Here is a 17594-nt window from a genome sequence, read left to right on the forward strand (position 1 = left end):
TCTCCGCCCAGTCCTCCACGTTCAGCACCCTCCTACCTTCAGAGGGGTCAACCTTCAGAGAGCCGCTGGGGGTCAGTTTTCACGAAGCGTCGACAGACCCCAACCTCCATCCGGTCATCAAGCCAGTTGAACAGCCTCCCGCCATCAAGCCCGAGCTCCTGCCCCGGCCGATCATCCGGCCCGGCGATGTACCCATCGAGCGACATGGACATGTAAAGACGGATCGCTGCCCTGCTCACACTCACTCCTCACACACGACCGACAAGCGAGCCATGCTCCTCCAGATCGAGCCCAGCCACCCCCCGGTTCCGCCCAACCACCCTGGTTCCGCCCAACCAAGGCAACCAACCCACACTCTCCACACCCCCGCGAAGGCCCCGCCACCCGCAATTCCGAGCTGGAACCCAAGCGCCCACGCTCTTCCCGCCCCCGGACGAGGCCAACCGACCGCAGGCCTCGAGCAACTTTCACGACCACCCCGCTCCCTCTCGTGCCCGCTTCCTCTAGTGCTTCGCTTGCCCGCGGGCCCCGCAACCCTCCGCCACTCCGCCACTCCGCCACTTGCCATTCGGCCGCCGTACCTCGTGCCTCCCGCCCCTGAGCCCCTCCCGCCCCTGAGCCCCTCCCGCCCCGAGGGCCTCGTGCTCCGAGCCCCCTCGTGCTCCGAGCCCCCTCGTGCCCGCTCTCTCTTTGCGCTCCTGGGCCTCCCGCCTCCGTACTCGCAGGCCCTCCGTACTCGCAGGTCCTCGGTACCCGCAGGTCCTCGGTACCCGCAGGTCCTCGGTACCCGCAGCCCCGCCGTACCCGAGCCCCTGCGTACCTGCCGCCCCTCGTGCCCGTCGTGTCCCACCCCACCCTCTCGCGTCTCGTGCTTTGCGCGTGTCGTGCCTCGTTCCCCATGCAGCTCACTCGACCGGGTGACAACTGTCCGGATTCAGGTCCCGCCCCCTCTAGTAGGCATGCTCATGCAGTTCCGAGATGTCCCAGAACCATGGTCATCTTCGCCGCGCAATGAGGAAGACGCGTGGGGCGCCGGTGGCCGGGCGTTGCCCCGGTACCTTCTGCACCATGCACAACGAGCACCGCACCTCCCGTCGGTCAGCCGGAGTGGGCAGGACGGCTGACCTGGCCACGAACCCCTTCCGCGTCGACCGCGACCGGGTGGCCAGCTCGCCGTTCTTCGCGAGGCTCGGCGGCGTCACGCAGGTCGTGAGCTCGACGGGGTCCGGGCTCCTGGTGCACAACCGCCTGACCCACAGCCTGAAGGTGGCCCAGGCTGCCCGCGCCATCGCGGAACGCTTGACCGGCCGGCCCGAGCTGACCGCGGTGCTGGAGAAGCTCGGTGGCTGCGACCCGGATGTGGTGGAGGCCGCGGCGCTTGCCCACGACTTGGGGCACCCGCCGTTCGGGCATCTTGGCGAGCAGGTGCTGGACCGGCTGGCTCGGCATCGGTTCGGGTTGCCGGACGGGTTCGAGGGGAATGCCCAGTCGTTCCGGATCGTGACGACGACAGACGTGCGTGGGCCCAAGGCACTCGGGCTGGATCTGACGGTGGCAGTGCGGGCGGCGATGTTGAAGTACCCGTGGACGCGCCACCAGAAGGTTGGGCTGGAGGTGGCGCCGCGTGGTGCGTCGGAGCCTGAGGACATGCCGGGTACGGGTAGCTCCAAGTTCTCGGCGTACGTTACGGAGATCAACGACCTGCGGCAGGCGCGCGAGACCTTCGACGGGCGGATCGAGGCGTGGCAGCAGACCGTTGAGGCGAGTGTCATGGACACCGCGGACGACATCGCCTACGCGATTCACGACCTGGAAGACTTCCACCGGGTCGGGGTGTTGCAGCACGCGACGGTGGCGGCTGAGCTCGGGACGTGGCAGGCGCAGGCGTTGGACCTCGCGGGGTTGAGCGATGCCGAGCTGGGTGCGGAGATTCGGATGCCTGGGCGGTCGTTGGAGACGCTGCGGCGGCGCATGCATCTCAAGGATTCCTGGGTGATGAGCGACGAGGCGTTCGCGCTCGCGGTGCGGAAGGTCAGCAAGGAGTTGGTGGACGGGCTGTTGGCGGTGCCGTTCGACGGGTCGGTCGAGGCCGAGCAGGCGGTGGCCGGGTTCAGCGCTCGGTGGACGCGGCGGCTGGTGGATGCGGTTGGTGTGATCGAGGAGCCGACGCCGCGGTCCGGGCATGTTGTGCTGGCTGTGCAGCAGTGGCACGAGGTGCAGGTGTTGAAGTTCGTGCATCGCAGGTTCGTGCTGCTGCGGCCGGATCTGGCGTTGCACCAGCGGGGGCAGGCGCGGTTGCTGACTTCGCTCGTGGACGCGTTGGAGCAGTGGGTGACGGATCGGACCGAGGCGGATCGGTTGCCGCGCAGGCTGCACGACCTCGTCGAGCTGGCCGAAACGGAGTACGCGGCGCTCGCCCGTACGGAGCCGTCCACATTGGTCGGTCCTGCGGGCGAGTTGCCGGTCGGGCCCGACGCCGTCAAGAACCTCGCGCGGGGGCGGGCTGTGGTCGACTTCGTGGCTTCGCTGACCGACAACCAGGCCGCGGCGCTGCTGGAAGCCCTTTCCGGGCGAACCGGTCAGTTGTGGACTGACGCTTTTGTTCTGTGAAGTGTGATTGTGTCTGCTAAGTGAGAAGTAGCCCAATCGGATGCTGACTGTGATCAGGCAAGCACCATACGTTGGCGCCTCGACCGGGGTAATCCGGTCGCAGGCCGCGTGCCCACAAGGGGAACGAACCGGGGGCACGCCAACGTTCGGGGGAGAAGCCCTGTGCGCCGATCTCGAAGAGGCATGAAGTTAGCAACCGCAGGTACCGCAGTACTTCTGGCCGCACTCACCGCTGTCGCACCGGCGAACGCTGATCCGGTCAAGGCGTCGAAGTCCATCACCGACCGCACCGCGGCGCAGATCGCCGCGCTGCAGAGCATCAAGAAGTCGCTCACCCAGGCTGAGTCCAAAGTGGACAGCGCGCTCGTCGTGGAGGCGCGCAAGCGCACCCAGGTGGGAACGAGTGCTCTGCCGCAGGTGCAGACCGGCGTCGCCGTGACGTCGAAGTCCACCACGCTCGTGGACATCCGCGCCAAGCAGTACTCGCAGGACCTGGTCAACGCTGTCCGCGCGGCGGGTGGACAGATTCAGGCCGTGTCCGAGGAGAACCGCACCGTGCGCGCCGAGGTTCCGGTCGCGAAGGTTGCCGAGATCGCCGGGCGCTCTGACGTCGCCCGTGTCGAAAAGGGCAGCGACGCGATGACGCAGGACGTGAAGAACAAGCGGGACAACAAGAGCCGCAAGCAGCAACCGTCCAAAGCGGACAAGGCCAAGGAGATCGAGCGCCGGCTCGCCGAGAAGCAGATGTCGGTGCAGGCGGCCAAGGTCAGCGAGAGCGACAAGGCCCACGCGGCGGAGCAGGCGCGGGGCAGCTTCCACGTCACGGGTGTCGGCGTGAAGCTCTGCGCGCTGTCCGACGGCATCAACTCGGTCGGCGTGTCGCAGGCCGCTGGCGAGCTGCCGGCGGTCGACGTGCTTCCGGGACAGCAGGGTTCCGGTGACGAGGGCACCGCGATGCTCGAGATCCTGCACGACATCGCGCCCAACGCCGAGCTCGGTTTCGCCACGGCGTTCAACGGTGACGCGAGCTTCGCGGACAACATCAAGAAGCTGCGGTTCCAGCTCGGCTGCGACGTCATCGTCGACGACGTCATCTACTTCAACGAGTCGCCGTTCCAGGACGGCATCATCGCGCGCGCCGTGGACGCGGTCGCCGCGGACGGCGCGCTGTTCTTCTCCAGCGCCGGCAACCAGGGCAACGTCGCGGACGGGACGGCCGGCCACTGGGAGGGCCAGTTCGTCGACTCGGGTGTGGGCGTCGGCAAGTTCGCCGGCACCGCGCACGACTTCAACCCGGACCCGAACGCCAAGCAGCTGTTCAACCCGCTGTCGAACTTCTCCGGCGACACCCCGGTGACGCTGCACTGGGCCGACCCGCTCGGCCAGTCGTTCAACGACTACGACCTCTACCTGGTCAACGCCCAGGGCAACGTCGTCACGTTCAGCCAGAACAACCAGGACGGCACGCAGGACCCGTTCGAGCGCCTCAACACCCCGGCGAGCTCGACCGGTACGCGCCTCGCGGTCGTGAAGTTCCGCGGTGACGACAAGTACATCGACCTGTCGCTGTTCGGCGGCCGCTTCGCCGACTCCAACGACGGTCTCAAGAAGTTCGTCACGCCCGGCATGACGCGTGGCCACTCGGCTGCCAAGGGCGCGATCTCGGTCGCGGCCGCTCCTGCCGGCAACGCGCTGCCGTTCGACCTCGAGCCCGGCGACCCCGCCAACCCCAAGGGCCCGTTCCCGAACGCTTACGACAGCACGCAGAAGCCGGAGCGCTTCACCTCCGACGGTCCGCGCAAGACGTTCTTCGCGCCCGACGGCACGCCGCTCGCCGAGACCCGCCAGAAGCCGGACATCACGGCGGCTGACGGTGTCACGACGTCGGTTCCGGGCTTCGCGCCGTTCTTCGGCACGTCCGCCTCGGCGCCCAACGCGGCCGCGATCGCCGGTCTGATCCTGTCCGGCAACCCGACGCTCAAGCCCGCCGACGTCAAGGAAGCCCTTGTCGCCACGGCGATCGACATCGTCGAGTCCGGTGTGGACAACCGCACCGGTGCCGGCATCGTCATGGCGGACAAGGCGTTGGCCTACACGGGCGCGTCGCCGCAGGCACTGGCCAAGGCGCAGCGTCCGACGATCGTCAACGACGCCGACGGAAGCGCTTTCCTCAAGCCGGGTACGACGGCGACGGTGACGGTTCCGGTGGCCAACAACGGTGACGGCACGGCAGCGTCGACCTCGGTCGTGCTGACGACGCCGACCGCCGGTGTCACCATCGCGCCGCGGTCGAAGTTCTACGGCAACATCGACGTCGGCCAGACGGTCTCCAACACCTACAAGGTGACGGTGCCCGCCACGGCAGGGCTCGGTTCCGCGGTGAAGCTCGAAGCGAGGGTGACCTTCGCGGGTTCGACCTCGCCGACGGCGGCGTCGTTCGACTACCGCGTGGGTGAGCCGTCGCGTGACTTCAAGACGTTCGCCTACACCGGTGCGCCGGTCGCCATTCCGGACAATGACGTGACCGGTGTGTCGGTCGCGGTGCCGGTGACCGGAGTCGGTGCGGCGTCGAGCCTGAAGTTCTCGATCGACGGCGCGACCTGTTCGACGGTGGAAGGCGCCACCACGGTGGGCATCGACCACACCTTCGTCGGCGACCTGACGGGCACGCTGACCTCGCCGTCGGGCAAGACCGTCACGCTGTTCGCGAAGACGGGTGGCAGCGGCAACAACCTCTGCCAGGTCGTGTTCGACGACTCGGCGGCGGCACCGTTCGCGAACCTGGGCGCCGACAAGGCGCCGTTCACGGGTTCGTGGAAGCCCGCGAGCGGTTCGCTGGCATCGCTGCTGTCCGACCAGGCCGACGGCACGTGGACCTTCAAGGTCAACGACACCGCGACCACGGACAAGGGCTCGATCCGTTCCGTGACGCTGCTCGTCGCCGGCTGGATCTGATGAGCTGACAACGAGAAGGCCCCCGGCTCGCGAGCCGGGGGCCTTTCCGTTGGAACTGAAGAAGAACTAGCGGTTCGGCCATTCCCAACGGATGCCGAACACACCGGGTCCGAAGCCGAGCGCGACGGCGTGCACGCCGCCACCGGAGTCCAGCGTCAGGTTCCGGCGCCGCGACGGGGTCTCGTCACCGGCCGGCACGCTGTACTGCTGCACGCGCGACGGCAGGTTCGCCTCGTCGAACCGGACCTCGATGACGTACTCGCGGACCGGAAGGCGGAACTTGCGCGCGAACGTGTTGTTGCCCTTCGGCGCGTGGCCCTCGGGGAACACCAGCTGGTACTCCATGATGAGGGTCTCGCCGCGGGTCAGCGGCCGTTCGAACATCATCTCGGCGACCATGATGTTGGCTTCGTGGTCGCGAGCGATCCGGCCCAGGTGGCAGTTGCGCACGTTCACGATCTCGGGGAGAACATCGCTCTCCTCGGTCTCGAAGACGAGCGCCCAGCGGTCCGGTCCGTCCTGTTCCGCACGGAGGATCTGGCGCACCCACACGGATTTCTGCCCGCCGTCGGCAGAGATCTCGATGCGGTCGTGCTGACTGATCCTGCCGAGCTTCAGGTCGGACGACGTGTCGACCTTCGAGAGCAGGTTCGCGACCCGCTCCCGACGCGCCCAGAGCGCGTCGATCGGCATCATCGTCGTCGGGCGGCAACGGCGACCTCGCGGACGAGGTGGGCCGAGCAGCGCCGACAGACCGGACTGAGGCACGCCCAGGACCGACTCGAGGTGCCGCAGCGCCTCCAGCGACTCGGGGCGTTCCGGCCTTCGCCGTCCTGACTGCCAGTAGCTGAGCGTCGCGACGCTGATGGTCACGCCGCGCAGTGCCAACCGGTGCTGGATGCGGTCGAGGCTGAGACGACTCGCCTTGATGGCAGCCCTCAACGCTTCCGGGAACGGTCCCGTCGTCAAGAGCTGCGTAAGGCTGCCGTGGCCCGTTGAGTCAGTGTCGTCAACGGTCAGTGTTGGTCGACCGGCAGCAGTGGTCATGGTGACTCCCCGCTGTCATAAGATCACGCCCCAGTGACCCTACCCGTCCGTGAACATCGCTGGTCGGAGCCGGATGGAGTCAATGGTTAATCCATACGGTTGATGAGTTCACGCTTTCGAGTCCCATCTGTCAAGCGTTCCGAACCGATCAGTAACATAGATGTGCAGTTCACGCCTCGTATTGAGATGGTTCTAGTGTGTGCACGGTGAACGACCTCGACGTGCTGACCTCCGTGGCCGGCGCGGTGCTCGGACCCGGTCCGCACGCGGTCGTCGACCTGCTCGACGTTGTTCCCGGCGTCCAGGTGGACGCGGTGCGGGCCACGGACGACCTGCTGCCCCGGCTCGCGCACGAGGAGTCCCTGGCGAACATTCTGATGCTCGCCCACGCGTCGCTCAGACCTGGCGGGGTTCTGGTGGCCGCGGTGCCCGAGCTCGACCGGCTCGGCGCGCTCAGACCGACCGCCCCTCCGCCCAAGGTGAACGGCGACCGGGTCACGGTGCAGCTCTGGGACTGGGCTCCCGACGGCCTGTCGTACGGCCTGGAGGTCGTAACGCTGCTCCGGGGTACCTCGGGGTGGGAGATCTCCGGAACGGCCTCCACGCGCCACAGAGTCCTTCCCGCGGCCGAGATGGAGGCGGCGCTGAACGCCGCCGGGTTCATGAGCGTTCAACGACTTTCGCCGCACGAGAGCGGCTACCGCGTCCCCGTGTGGGTGGCGGTCCGGTGAGCCGGGTGCGGCCGGTTCCCGGTGGACGGGCCGTCGAGGTCGAACCGGAACGCGTCGAGGGCTGGATCACCAGGTTCGCGGAGCGGCACGGTCCGATCGAGATCGAGATCGACGACCACGTGCGCGTCACCGCTGAGGACGGCGCCACGGCCACGTTCAAAACCCGCGGAGGCACCTCTGTAGAGGAGGTGGTTGAAATTCTGACCACGCCGCGCAGGATCGGCCTGGTCCTCGTGCGGCTCGGCGGGCACAGCGTCGGCGTGGCGAACGGCGGCAAGGTCGAGGTGTCGGCCACGGACCGCAAGCAGGTGCACGGCCGCATCAGGGCGGGCGGCTGGTCGCAGCAGCGGTTCGCGCGGCGTCGCGAGGGGCAGGCCCGCGTCGCGCTCCAGGCAGCCGCGGACGACGTGTTCCGCGTGCTCGTCCCCAGGCTTGCCCAACTGGACAGCGTCGTCCTGGGCGGCGACTGGCAGGCGCTCGACGTCCTGCGCAACGACCGAAGGCTTCGAGACGTCTTCTCCAAGGCCGAGGACAGGGTGCTCGACGTCCCCGAACCGCGGCGCGCGATCCTCGACGAGGCCGCTGAACGGGCCCGTTGCGTCGAGATCGTGATCCAGGACACACGGGCAACCGGACCGGAGCCCGACCGCATGGATACGGGTGAGGGTGCCTGAACCGGGGCACCACTGACCTGTTGGAGTCGACCAAGTGCGCAAACGAATGGCGATCGTCGCGGGAGCCGTCGCGCTGGGAGCCGTGGGCATCGCGGTGCCCGCTCTCGCGCTGAGCGGTGGCAGCACGCCCGTGAACCCGCCGACGACCTCGTCTCCGCAGCCGCTCCCCACGACGCCGGAGCACCCGCCGACGACCGTGTCGCCGACGCCGCTGCCGACCACTCCGCAGCACCCGCCGACGACGATGCCGCCGCAGCCGACCACCTCGAAGCCGGAGTACCCGCCGACCACGATCCTGCCGACCCCGCTGCCCACCACGCCGGCGCACCCGCCGACGACGTGGTCGCCGCCGTCGACCGCGGTCCCGACGACGTCGCCGATCCCGACGACTCCGGCCAGGTAGGGAGTCACCGCTGAACTGGGAGGCCGAGTTCACCGACTGCTTCGACCGGTGCGCCGACTCGATGCGCTTCACCGCGTATCTGTTGTGCGGCAACTGGCACGAGGCGGAAGACGTGATGCAGTCGGCGTTCTTGAAGCTCTACCTGGCCGGTCCCAAGCTCAGCGACCGGTCGGGGCTCGAACCGTACCTGCGTCAGATCGTCGTGCGGACGTTCCTCGCCGAACGCCGCAAAGTGCGCTGGCGCAGGGAGAAGCTGACTGACGCACCCCCAGAGGGCCTGTCCTCCGTCGCAGGGACGGAGGACAGGCTCGTGGTGTGGCAGGCGCTCACCGCCGTGCCCGCACGGCAACGCGCTGTGCTCGTGCTGCGCTATTGGCACGATCTCAGCGTCGAGGAGACCGCGACGGCGCTGAACTGCTCCACCGGCACGGTGAAGTCGCAGAGCAGCAAGGGCCTGGAAACGTTGCGGCGCAAGCTGGGGCCGGAGTTCGATCAGCTGAGGCTGGAGGTGTGATGGTTCGCGAAGACGACCTGCGGGCGACTTTCTCCGCTCTGCACGCGGAAGGGGCGCCGCCGCCTGCCGTCACGGCCGCCGACCTGATCCAGCGTGGCGAGGCCGTGCGGACCCGGCGGCGCACGATCGCCGTGGTCGGCACCGGGCTCGCGACGGTGGGTGTCGTGGCCGTGGCGCTGGCGGTGCTGCCGGCCGCGACGCCGTCGGAACCCGCGACCCCGCCGGCGCCGACCACGACGACCGCGCCGCCGCAGCCGACCACGCGGAGCCCGCTGCCGACCACGCCCGAGTCGCTGCCCACCACGGTGTCGCCGCCGGGCCCGACCCAGCCGGACGTGCCGCCTACCCAGTCGACCCATCCGCCGTCGAAGCCGGAGACCCCGCCGGGGACCAATCCGCAGACGTCGGTCGTACCGACGTCGTCCGTGACGTCCACGCCGACGACCTCGCGCTGACAAAATCGCGGCATGGCTGCTCAGATCAGGCTTGTCGAGATCACCGATGCGAACCGCGAGGCGGTGGTCGCCCTGCGCGTGCACCCGGCGCAGGAACAGTTCGTCGCGTCCGTCGAGGCGTCCTTCCGGCACGCCGCGGAGCAACCAGAGGCGAAACCGTGGTTCCGCGCGGTCTACGACGGTGACGTGCCGGTCGGGTTCGTGATGCTGAGCTGGAACCTGGTTCCCGGGCCGGAGCTGCGCGGGCCATATTTCCTGTGGCGGTTGCTGATCGGAGCCGGGTTTCAGGGCCGCGGCTACGGCACGGCGATCCTCGACGAGGTCGTCTCGTTGATCCGCGCGGACGGCGCGACCGAGCTGATCACCAGCTACGTGCCGGGTGAGGGCAGTCCGCTGCCGTTCTACCTGCGCTACGGCTTCGTGCCGACAGGCGAGATCGACGCGGACGGCGAGCCGATCCTGGTGCTGGACCTGACCGGCCGCTGACTCGCCACGATCGCGGCCAGCGCGAGCCCGAAACCGAGGAGCTGCACGGGGTTCAGCGTCTGGCCGAGCACGATCACGCCCAGCAGCGCGGCGACCATCGGCGAGAGCAGGCCGAGCATCGACACCGACGTGACCGGCAGGGTTCCGATCGCGCGGAACCACAGCACGTAGGCGAGCAGGCCGCCGATTCCGCCGAGCCACAGGTAACCGACGGCGGCGGTCAGGCCGATCGCGGGCGGCGCTCCTTCGACCAGGAACGTCACGGGCACCAGGAACAACCCGCCCGCGGTCAGCTGCCAGCTCGCGAACGCCGTCGGGCTCGCGTTGGCCGGCCTGCCCCACTTCTTCGTCAGCGTCACGCCGAGCGCCATCGTCGCGGCGCCACCGAGTCCGGCGAGGACGCCGATCGCGTCGAAGCCGGCGGCCGGGCCGAGCACCACCAGGCCGACGCCGACCACGCCGATCACGCCCCACGCGAACCGCCACGCCGACGGGCTCTCCTTCAGCACTCCCACCGCCAGCGCGGCCACCACCAGCGGCTGCGCGGCGCCCAGGGTGGCCGCGACACCGCCCGGCAGGCGTTCGGCCGCGATGAACAGGAACGGGAAGAACAGGCCGATGTTGAGCACGCCGAGGGTCGTTGCTCTGGCCCACCACTCGCCGCGCGGAAGGGCACGCGTGAGTGCCAGCGCGATGAGACCGGCGGGCAGTGAGCGCAGCAGACCGGCGAACAGCGGGTGGCCGGCGGGCAGTAGCTCCGTCGTGACGACGTAGGTCGAGCCCCAGACGACGGGTGCGAAGGCGGCGAGCAGCAGGTTTCTCACGCTTTCGAGTGTTCTGCGCGCGGATCGATGAGTCCAACACATGCTTTTCATCTGATCCATCGTGATTCACGATAGATCGCATGGAGCTCCAGCAGCTGCGGTACGTGGTGGCGGTCGCCGAGACCGGCAGCTTCACTCGTGCGGCCCGGCGATGTCTGGTGGTGCAGTCGGCGTTGAGCCACCAGATCGCCCGGCTCGAACGCTCGCTGGGCGCGCGGCTGTTCGACCGCACGAGCCGCAGCGTCCGGCTGACCCCTGCCGGAGAGGCGTTCCTGCCGTCGGCCCGCCAGTGTCTTGCTGCCGCTGAACGGGCCGAGGCAGAGGTCGCGGCGGCGGTGGGGGAGGTGCGCGGACGGCTGGTGGTCGGCGTGATCCCGACCGTGGCCGCCGTGGACCTGCCTGCGGCTTTGAAGGTGTATCGGTTGCGGTACCCGGCTGTGCGGGTGGCGTTGGGGATGGCGCCGAGCCACGAGCTCGTCGAGCAGGTGCGGTCGGGGGTGTGCGATCTGGCGTTCCTCGGGCTGCCGCCGGGGTCGACGCCTTCGGGTGTGCGCGGGCACGAGCTCGGGCGCGACGATCACGTTGCCGTCGTGGCGCCGTCGCATCCGCTTGCGCGGCAGGCGGAAACGGATCTGTCGGCGCTCGCTGCCGAGCTGTTCGTGGACTTTCCCGCAGGCTCGCCAGGACGCTTGCAGTCCGATCAGGCGTTCGCCGCGGCCGGGCTGCACCGCGAGGTCGCCTTCGAGGTGACGACCGCCGAGCTCATGGCCGGGTTGATCCGGGAAGAGCTCGGGGTCGCGGTGCTGCCGTCGTTGTACGCGCCGCGGTTGAGCGGGGTGGTGACGGTGCCGATCGCGGGCGGGCCGTCACGGGTGGAGCACCTGGTGTGGGGCACGGCAGGGCTGACGCCTGCGGCCGCGGCGTTCCTCGACGTGCTCGGAGTGCCCGAAATTGTCGGTGGTGCCTGAGAGAATGAAAGCAGGGGTCCCCTTGCGAGGGGACCCCTGCGCGAGCGTGGCTCAGCCCGCCGTGCCGGTGGCCAGCAGGCCTCCGTCCACGCGCACGGTCTCTCCGGTGATCCACGATGCGCCGTCGGAACACAGGAACGCCACGAGAGAAGCGACGTCCTCAGGGGTGCCGAAGCGCTTCATCGGGTAGGCCTGGGTGGCGTCCTCGCGGCCACTCCACAACGCCTCGGCGAACTTCGTCTTCACCACGCCGGGCGCGACGGCGTTCACGCGCACCTTCGGGCCGAGCTGCCACGCGAGCTCCTCGGTGAGGCGGATCAGCGCCGCCTTGGAGGCGCCGTACGCGGCGATCACGCCCGTGGACCGGATGCCGCCGATCGACGCGATGTTCACGACCGCGCCGCCGTGCTCGCTCATCCAGGCTTTCCACGCGAGCTGGGTGAAACCGAGTGCTGCCACCACGTTGACGTCGAAGATCTTCCGCACGGCGTTGAGGTCCGCGTCCATCAGGAACCCGAACTGCGGGTTGATGCCGGCGTTGTTGACCAGGACGTCGAGGCTGCCGAACTCCTCGACGGTGCGCGCCACGACCTCCTCGCGGGAGGCGTCGTCGCCCGCGTTGCCCTGGATCGTGAGCACCTTGCCGCCGAGCTCGGCAGCCGCCTCGGCGAGCTGGTCCGCCTTGCGGCCGGTGATCGTGACCGAGGCGCCGCGGGAGAGCAGCTCGCGCGCGATGCCCAGGCCGATGCCGCGGGACGCGCCGGTGACCAGCGCCGTCTTGCCGGAGAAGTCTTCGCTCATGGCCGCAATCTATGCGTCTGGCCACACGTGGGAAATTCGATGGTCGAGATCCCGTAGAATGGTTCCCGTGATCCTCCTGGAGTAGGCCGAGTACGCGCCCACCTTTGCCGTACCCGAAACCATTGCTCGGAGTTTCTCTTGATCACCGCAACTGACATGGAGTTGCGCGCGGGCTCACGCATTCTCGTGAGTGGCGCCAACCTGCGCGTTCAGCCCGGCGACCGCATCGGCCTCGTGGGCCGCAACGGTGCCGGCAAGACCACTTCCCTGCGCGTTCTCGCGGGTGAGGGCCAGCCCTACGGCGGCGCCATCACGCGCAAGGGCGAGCTCGGCTACCTGCCGCAGGACCCGCGCGAGGGCGACCTGTCGGTCATCGCCAAAGATCGCGTGCTGTCCGCGCGCGGCCTCGACCAGCTGCTCCGCGACATGGAGAAGGCCCAGTCGAAGATGGCCGAGCTGGTCGACCCGACCGAGCTCGAGACGGCCGTCACCAAGTACGGCAAGCTCGAGGAGCGCTTCGCGGCGCTCGGTGGGTACGCCGCCGAGTCCGAGGCCGCGCGCATCTGCTCGAACCTCGGCCTGCCGGATCGCGTGCTGGAGCAGCAGCTCAAGACGCTCTCCGGTGGTCAGCGTCGTCGCGTCGAGCTGGCGCGGATCCTGTTCGCCGCGTCCGAGGCGGGCATCGGTGCGAAGTCGAGCACGATCCTGCTCATCGACGAGCCCACGAACCACCTCGACGCCGACTCGATCATGTGGCTGCGCGGCTTCCTCAAGTCGCACGACGGCGGTCTCGTCGTGATCTCGCACGACGTGGAGCTGCTCGACGACGTCGTGAACAAGGTGTGGTTCCTCGACGCGATCCGCGGCGAGGTCGACATCTACAACCTCGGCTGGAAGAAGTACCTCGAAGCCCGTGCGACGGACGAGAAGCGCCGTCGCCGCGAGCGCGCCAACGCCGAGAAGAAGGCCGGCGCGTTGATGACGCAGGCCGCCAAGATGGGTGCGAAGGCCACGAAGGCCGTTGCGGCGCAGAACATGGCGAAGCGCGCGCAGAAGCTGCTCGACGGTCTCGACGAGGTGCGGCAGAGCGACAAGGTCGCGAAGATCAGCTTCCCGTCGCCAGCCCCGTGCGGAAAAACTCCTTTGACCGCAGAGGGTTTGAGCAAGTCCTACGGTTCGCTGGAGATCTTCACCGGCGTGGACCTGGCCATCGACAAGGGTTCCCGGGTCGTCGTGCTGGGGCTCAACGGTGCCGGCAAGACGACGTTGCTGCGGTTGCTCGGCGGTTCCGAGAAGGCCGACGCGGGGTCGGTCGTGCCGGGGCACGGGCTGAAGATCGGTTACTTCGCGCAGGAGCACGAGACGCTCGACCACGGTGCGTCGGTGTGGGAGAACATCCGGCACATGGCACCGGACGAGCAGGAGCAGCGGCTGCGGTCGTTGCTCGGCACGTTCCTGTTCTCCGGCGAGCAGCTCGACCAGCCCGCCGGGACGTTGTCCGGTGGCGAGAAGACCAGGCTCGCGCTGGCCGGTCTGGTGTCGTCGGCCGCGAACGTGCTGCTGCTCGACGAGCCGACCAACAACCTCGACCCGGCGTCGCGCGAGCAGGTTCTCGAGGCGCTGCGGCGGTACGAGGGCGCGGTCGTTCTCGTGACGCACGACCCCGGCGCGGTCGAAGCTCTGGAGCCCGAGCGAGTGATCCTGCTGCCCGACGGCCAGGAGGATCATTGGTCGGAGGATTACCTCGAGCTCGTGCAGCTCGCGTGATCTCCACCCCTCAAAGGATTACCGAGCGCACCCTGTGATCAACTGAGTGTGATCGAATCGACCGTTCGGCGATCTCTTTGCTTGATCACCTGGCGTTCTGCCGGTTCCTGTTCGATCATTGCGACGACAGGGGCCGTAGAACGGCCCGACCTGCTCGTACGGAAGGCGGGACAAGGTGGCTGACCTGAAGAAGGGTGCCCGGATCACCGGCGCCACGCGGGACAAGCTGGCCGCTGACCTGAAGAAGAAGTACGAAAAGGGCGCGAGCATCCGGGCTTTGGCCGAAAGCACCGGGCGTTCCTACGGCTTCGTGCACCGGGTTCTGTCGGAATCCGGCGTCACGCTGCGCGGTCGCGGTGGCGCCACCCGGACGAAGAAGAAGTAACCCCAACTCAGACTGCTACTCTCCGGTAACTAGCTTCTAGTTCGCCGGAGGTAATCACCATGCCAGTGCCCGCAATCGACGCTGGTGTGCTCGATCGCGGTGGTGTTCGGCTCGCTCTCGCCGGAGCGGTCGCCACCATCACGCTCGATCGTCCCGACGTGCTCAACGCACAGACGCCCGCTACCTGGGCGGCGTTGCGGCACATCGGCGAACAGCTGGACCCGGACGTCCGCGTCGTGGTCGTCCGGGGTTCCGGCCGCGCCTTCTCGGCGGGGCTGGACCGGCGCATGTTCACCGGTGAGCCCGTCGACGGCGAACCCGGTGGTCTCGTGGGGATGCTGTCGTTGTCCCCGGAAGAGGCGGACGCGCGCATCGCGTCGTACCAGGCCGCGTTCACGTGGCTGAGCGACCCGTCGCGCGTGACGATCGCCGCGGTGCAGGGGCACGCCATCGGCGCGGGCTTCCAGTTGGCGCTGGCGTGCGACTTCCGCGTGCTCGCCGAGGACGCGCAGTTCTGCATGGCCGAGACCGGGCTGGGTCTGGTGCCCGATCTCGGTGGCACGCTGCCGCTCGTGCGACTCGTGGGGTACTCGCGCGCGGCCGAGATGTGCGTGACCTCGCGGCGGGTTGCCGCCGCTGAGGCTCTGCAGATCGGCCTCGCGAACTCCGTCGTGCCCGCTTCCGGGTTGGACAAGGCGGTCGACGATCTGGTGGCTGCCGTGCTGAAGCCGCTGGCGGGTGCCGTTTCCGAGACGCTGGCGTTGATCGCGTCCGCCGCTGCCGGGCCCTCGTTGGACGCTCAGCTCGCTGTCGAGCGCGCCGCTCAGCTTCGCCGGATTTCCGCTTTGGCCGCGCTGTCCGCCCAGGGCTGAATTCTCGCAGGTCAGGGAATTGTCAGACCCGTGTGCTGTTCTATAGGGCGTGGACGGTTACAGCTCCTGGCGATTCATGATGGGGGTGACCTCGGACGCGCCTTCGAAGGTGCGTCGGGGCACCTTCCGGCGCGTGCTGGCCTTCGCCCGGCCGCATCGGGCGAAGCTCCTGTTCTTCTTGCTGCTGACGGTCATCTCGTCAGTTCTCGCGGTGACCACGCCGTTGCTGGCCGGCCGGGTGGTCGACGCGATCGTGGGCGGCTCCGCACCCTCGGTCGTGGTGTGGCTGGCTGTGATCATCGCGTTGGTCGCCGTCGTGGATGCCGGGTTGGGCGTCGTCGAGCGATGGCAGTCGACGCGGATCGGTGAGGGGCTGATCTACGACCTCCGGCGTGCCGTGTTCGGGCACGTGCAGAAGATGCCGGTCGCGTTCTTCACCCGCACCCGGACCGGGGCGCTGGTCTCCCGGCTGAACAACGACGTGATCGGGGCTCAGCGGGCGTTCACGTCCACGCTGTCGGGCTTCGTCACGAACATCATCCAGCTGGCGCTGTCGCTGGGTGTCATGTTCACGCTGTCGTGGCAGGTCACGGCGTTGGCGTTGGTGTTGTTGCCGGTGTTCGTGCTGCCCGCCAAGAGGATGGGGCGGCGGATGGCGGACATGCAGCGCGAGGCATCTTCTTTGAACGCCTCGATGGTCACGCAGTCGACGGAGCGGTTCTCCGCTCCCGGGGCGACGCTGGTGAAGCTGTTCGGCCGGCCGGAGCGCGAGGAGACCGAGTTCTCCGAGAAGGCCGCGAAGGTGCGGGACATCGGGATCCGGACCGCCATGGCCACCCGGTGGTTCATGACCGGGCTGACGCTGGTGTCGGCGTTGGCGCAGGCGCTGGTTTACGGGCTGGGTGGGTATCTGGCGCTGACCGGGCACCTTGCCGCCGGCACCGTGGTGTCGCTGGCGTTGCTGCTGACGCGGTTGTATGCGCCGCTCACCGCGTTGGCCACTGCCCGGGTGGACATCATGACCGCGCTGGTTTCTTTTGAGCGCGTGTTCGAGATCTTGGACCTCAAGCCGATGATTCAGGAACGCGCTGACGCGCGGGCTGTGCCTGAGGGGGCCGTGTCGGTCGAGTTCGACGACGTTCGGTTCGCTTACCCGTCTGCTGACAAGGTGTCGCTGGCCTCGTTGGAGTCGGTGGCCACTTTGGACACTCGTGGTGGGGAAGAGGTGTTGCACGGCATCAGTTTCAAGGCTGAGGCTGGGCAGTTGGTGGCTGTGGTCGGGTCTTCTGGGGCCGGGAAGTCGACACTTGCTTCGCTTGTGCCTCGGTTGTACGACGTCGATTCAGGGTCGGTTCGTCTGTCCGATGTGGATGTTCGGGATCTGACGTTCTCGTCGTTGCGGTCCACCGTTGGGGTGGTCACGCAGGACGGGCATCTGTTCCACGACACGATTCGGGCGAATCTGGAGTATGCGGCGCCTGGGGCTTCTGATGACGAGTTGTGGGACTCGTTGCGGCGGGCTCGGTTGTTCGACCTCGTCGGGTCGCTTCCCGATCAGCTCGACACTGTCGTGGGCGAACGCGGTTACCGTCTTTCAGGCGGTGAGCGTCAACGTCTGACGATTGCTCGACTGCTGTTGGCCAAGCCTCGGGTTGTGATCTTGGATGAGGCTACCGCTCACCTGGACTCCGAGTCTGAGGCTGCTGTTCAGGAGGCGTTGACTGAGGCACTGGCTGGGCGGACATCGTTGGTGATTGCTCACCGGCTGTCGACTATTCGGGCTGCTGATCAGATCTTGGTGGTGGAGGCGGGTCGGATCGTTGAGCGTGGGACGCATGGTGAGTTGATGGAGTCCGGTGGGCGGTATGCGGATCTTTACAACACTCAGTTTGCTGAGCCGCCTGTGGTTTCGGTTTCTCCTACGCCTCGGTTTAGTTCGCGGGCTGAGGTTGGGCAGCGGTTCTGAGTTGTGTGGCCGCCGTTCCGGCGGGCGCGGTCGTTTCGTAGGCCGTCTCCCTGTTGGGTTGGCGGGTTCCTGTTTCGTGTTCGTAGGTGGGCGCGTGCCGTGCGTATCTGGCGGTTGCGTTCTGGGAGCTCTGCCC

Annotated in this window: 16 protein-coding genes and 1 pseudogene; 13 read left to right on the plus strand and 4 right to left on the minus strand. The window is 68.2% G+C overall.

The features are described from left to right. Positions 1–47: 47 nt before the first annotated feature. Positions 48–239, minus strand: a complete 192-nt coding sequence (locus AB0M24_RS47260) for a hypothetical protein (protein ID WP_363781689.1) — start codon at positions 237–239, stop codon at positions 48–50. Positions 240–1068: 829 nt separating this feature from the next. Here AB0M24_RS47260 and dgt point away from each other — a divergent pair. Both dgt and AB0M24_RS47270 read left to right on the plus strand, forming a co-directional pair. Next, positions 1069–2610: a dGTP triphosphohydrolase gene (gene dgt / locus AB0M24_RS47265; RefSeq protein ID WP_363781691.1), complete on the plus strand. Its 1542-nt coding sequence runs from the start codon at positions 1069–1071 to the stop codon at positions 2608–2610. A 183-nt stretch (positions 2611–2793) separates the two neighbouring features. After that, on the plus strand, positions 2794–5565 hold the full coding sequence (locus tag AB0M24_RS47270; protein ID WP_363781693.1) for a S8 family serine peptidase: 2772 nt from the start codon (positions 2794–2796) through the stop codon (positions 5563–5565). 66 nt (positions 5566–5631) lie between these two features. Here the strand turns inward: AB0M24_RS47270 and AB0M24_RS47275 are convergent, their stop codons facing one another. Next, a complete protein-coding gene (locus tag AB0M24_RS47275) occupies positions 5632–6534 on the minus strand; it encodes a hypothetical protein (protein WP_232837002.1) in 903 nt (300 codons plus the stop codon). Positions 6535–6818: 284 nt separating this feature from the next. Here AB0M24_RS47275 and AB0M24_RS47280 point away from each other — a divergent pair, with 284 nt between their 5' ends. From AB0M24_RS47280 to AB0M24_RS47305, 6 genes are read left to right on the plus strand one after another with little or no spacing between them, the layout of a single operon-like run. Beyond that, positions 6819–7343 (plus strand): hypothetical protein, encoded by a 525-nt coding sequence (locus tag AB0M24_RS47280; protein ID WP_363781695.1) that lies wholly within the window; start codon positions 6819–6821, stop codon positions 7341–7343. After that, positions 7340–8017 (plus strand): acVLRF1 family peptidyl-tRNA hydrolase, encoded by a 678-nt coding sequence (locus tag AB0M24_RS47285; protein ID WP_363781697.1) that lies wholly within the window; start codon positions 7340–7342, stop codon positions 8015–8017. Before AB0M24_RS47280 ends, AB0M24_RS47285 begins: the two co-directional genes overlap by 4 nt. Before the next feature lie 34 nt (positions 8018–8051). Beyond that, positions 8052–8420: a hypothetical protein gene (locus tag AB0M24_RS47290; protein ID WP_363781699.1), complete on the plus strand. Its 369-nt coding sequence runs from the start codon at positions 8052–8054 to the stop codon at positions 8418–8420. Between the two features lie 10 nt (positions 8421–8430). Further along, positions 8431–8934, plus strand: coding sequence for a SigE family RNA polymerase sigma factor (locus AB0M24_RS47295; RefSeq protein WP_363781713.1), 504 nt, complete (start codon positions 8431–8433; stop codon positions 8932–8934). Next, positions 8934–9389 carry a hypothetical protein gene (locus tag AB0M24_RS47300; RefSeq protein WP_363781701.1) on the plus strand — a complete coding sequence of 152 codons (456 nt, stop codon included), beginning with the start codon at positions 8934–8936 and terminating at the stop codon, positions 9387–9389. The genes AB0M24_RS47295 and AB0M24_RS47300 overlap by 1 nt, the downstream gene beginning before the upstream one ends. A gap of 12 nt (positions 9390–9401) precedes the next feature. Next, positions 9402–9875: a GNAT family N-acetyltransferase gene (locus AB0M24_RS47305; protein ID WP_363781703.1), complete on the plus strand. Its 474-nt coding sequence runs from the start codon at positions 9402–9404 to the stop codon at positions 9873–9875. Here the strand turns inward: AB0M24_RS47305 and AB0M24_RS47310 are convergent. Further along, the gene (locus tag AB0M24_RS47310; protein WP_363781715.1) at positions 9800–10741 is read right to left on the minus strand and encodes an EamA family transporter; all 942 of its coding nucleotides are present in this window, start codon (positions 10739–10741) and stop codon (positions 9800–9802) included. The two genes, AB0M24_RS47305 and AB0M24_RS47310, sit on opposite strands and share 76 nt — an antisense overlap. A gap of 38 nt (positions 10742–10779) precedes the next feature. Between AB0M24_RS47310 and AB0M24_RS47315 the strand changes: the two genes are divergently transcribed. After that, positions 10780–11667 carry a LysR family transcriptional regulator gene (locus AB0M24_RS47315; protein ID WP_363781705.1) on the plus strand — a complete coding sequence of 296 codons (888 nt, stop codon included), beginning with the start codon at positions 10780–10782 and terminating at the stop codon, positions 11665–11667. A 51-nt stretch (positions 11668–11718) separates the two neighbouring features. On the opposite strand, the gene AB0M24_RS47320 is transcribed toward AB0M24_RS47315, so the two are convergent. Continuing rightward, complete coding sequence (locus AB0M24_RS47320; RefSeq protein ID WP_363781707.1) at positions 11719–12468, minus strand: SDR family oxidoreductase; 750 nt, start codon at positions 12466–12468, stop codon at positions 11719–11721. Between the two features lie 138 nt (positions 12469–12606). Here AB0M24_RS47320 and AB0M24_RS47325 point away from each other — a divergent pair, with 138 nt between their 5' ends. The 4 genes and pseudogenes from AB0M24_RS47325 to AB0M24_RS47340 all read left to right on the plus strand — a co-directional run bounded on the left by AB0M24_RS47325 (position 12607) and on the right by AB0M24_RS47340 (position 17458). Further along, the gene (locus AB0M24_RS47325) at positions 12607–14235 is read left to right on the plus strand and encodes an ABC-F family ATP-binding cassette domain-containing protein (RefSeq protein WP_363781709.1); all 1629 of its coding nucleotides are present in this window, start codon (positions 12607–12609) and stop codon (positions 14233–14235) included. A 166-nt stretch (positions 14236–14401) separates the two neighbouring features. Beyond that, a pseudogene (locus AB0M24_RS47330) lies at positions 14402–14620 on the plus strand (helix-turn-helix domain-containing protein); the annotation flags it as partial. Between the two features lie 59 nt (positions 14621–14679). Further along, complete coding sequence (locus AB0M24_RS47335) at positions 14680–15492, plus strand: enoyl-CoA hydratase/isomerase family protein (RefSeq protein ID WP_363781711.1); 813 nt, start codon at positions 14680–14682, stop codon at positions 15490–15492. A 76-nt stretch (positions 15493–15568) separates the two neighbouring features. Next, positions 15569–17458, plus strand: coding sequence for an ABC transporter ATP-binding protein (locus AB0M24_RS47340; RefSeq protein WP_363781717.1), 1890 nt, complete (start codon positions 15569–15571; stop codon positions 17456–17458). The last annotated feature ends 136 nt before the right edge of the window (positions 17459–17594 follow it).

It is taken from the genome of Lentzea sp. NPDC051838 (assembly GCF_040681245.1).
GTDB lineage: Bacteria > Actinomycetota > Actinomycetes > Mycobacteriales > Pseudonocardiaceae > Lentzea.